This window comes from Streptomyces sp. NPDC029956 (assembly GCF_055574655.1).
This window is the reverse complement of the sequence record NZ_JBVHZJ010000133.1, coordinates 1-1,422: the sequence shown is the minus strand read 5'-3', so window position 1 is coordinate 1,422 and position 1,422 is coordinate 1. Positions and strand designations below refer to the sequence as shown.

At 71.7% G+C, this 1,422-nt stretch carries 1 protein-coding gene; it reads left to right on the top strand.

Annotated elements, in window-relative coordinates; translation table 11 throughout:
* Positions 1-1,422, top strand: a 1,422-nt coding sequence (locus ACZ4XX_RS40270) for a polyketide synthase dehydratase domain-containing protein (protein WP_468512776.1), incomplete at both ends; no start/stop codon positions are given.

The following is a 1,422-nucleotide window of genomic DNA, read 5'->3' as shown; positions in this document are numbered from 1 at the left end:
AGTCGGCGCCACACGCGTCGAGGAACTCACCCTCGCCGAACCCCTCCTCCTCCCCGACAACGGAGGCGTCCGCCTCCAGATCACCGTCGGCGCGGCCGAGCAGGACGGACGTCTTCCCATCGCCGTCTACAGCCGGCGCGAGGACACCCAGGAGACCTGGACCTGCCACGCCACCGGTGTCCTCGGCACCGGTGAGCTCTCCGTCGGCGGACCCGAGTTCGCCGAGCTGAGCCAGTGGCCGACCCCGGGCACCGAGCAGCTGGATGTGGCCGCCTTCTACGACACCTGCCACGCGCAGGGGCTGGAGTACGGGCCGGCGTTCCAGGGTGTGACCGAGCTGAGGCACCGTACGGGCAGTGCGTTCGCCGTCGTGCGGTTGCCGGAGGGACTCGAAGCGTCCGACTACGGAATCCACCCCGCGCTGCTCGACGCCGGGCTCCAGGCCTTGGCTGCGGTCCGCGAGAGGGACGCAGGGACAGGGACAGGGAAAGAGACGGGAACAGGAACGGGGACGGACGGAACGTCCGGCCAGGTCCTGCTGCCCTTCGAGTGGACCGACGCCGAGCTCCACGCCACCGGCAGCTCCGAGCTGCGGGTCCGGGCGGACTGGGACCAGGAGGCCTCGGAAGGCCGGATCTGGGTCGTGGACGCGACGGGCGGTCCGGTGGTCTCGGCACGGCTGCAGGCCAGGGTGGCCACGGCGGACCAGATCCGCGCGAGCAGGCCGGTCGAGCACCTGTACCGGGTGGAGTTCCAGCCGGTACCGATGCCGGGCGCCGTCGCGGAGGCGCCTCTGACCTGGGTCCTCGGCAAGGAGGAGCGACTCGCGGACGTGCTCGGGGCACCCGGGTTCCCGGACCTCGACACGCTGTTCGCCCGGCTCGTGGAGGAGGAGACTCCTCCGGCCCGGCTCGTCGTGGACGTCACCGCGAAGCTGGAAGGGGACACGGGCCAGGCTTCGCGTCGCGTCTCCGAGTACGCCTTCGACCTGCTGCAGCGGACGCTCACGGAGCCTCGCCTCGACGGGACCGAGCTGGTCTGGGTCACCCGCGAGTCGGTCCGGGCCACCCCGTCCGACAGCGTGCACGACCTGGCCCACGCGCCCCTGTGGGGCATCACCCGCGTCGCGCGCAACGAGTACCCCGAGCGGGTGATCCGCCTGATCGACCTGGGTGCGGACGAAAGGGACGCGGAGCTGCTGTCCCGAGCCCTGTGCGTCGGGGGTGAGCCCGAGATCGCCGTACGACAGGGTGGACTCCACGTCCCGAGGCTGGTGCGGGCGGTGGCCGGTGAGCAGGTGACGGGTCCGGAGTTCGGTCCGGACGGTGTGGTGTTGGTGACGGGTGGTACGGGTGAGCTGGGCCGTCAGGTCGCGGAGCACCTGGTCCGCGAGTACGGCGTGCGCCACCTCCTCCTCACCTC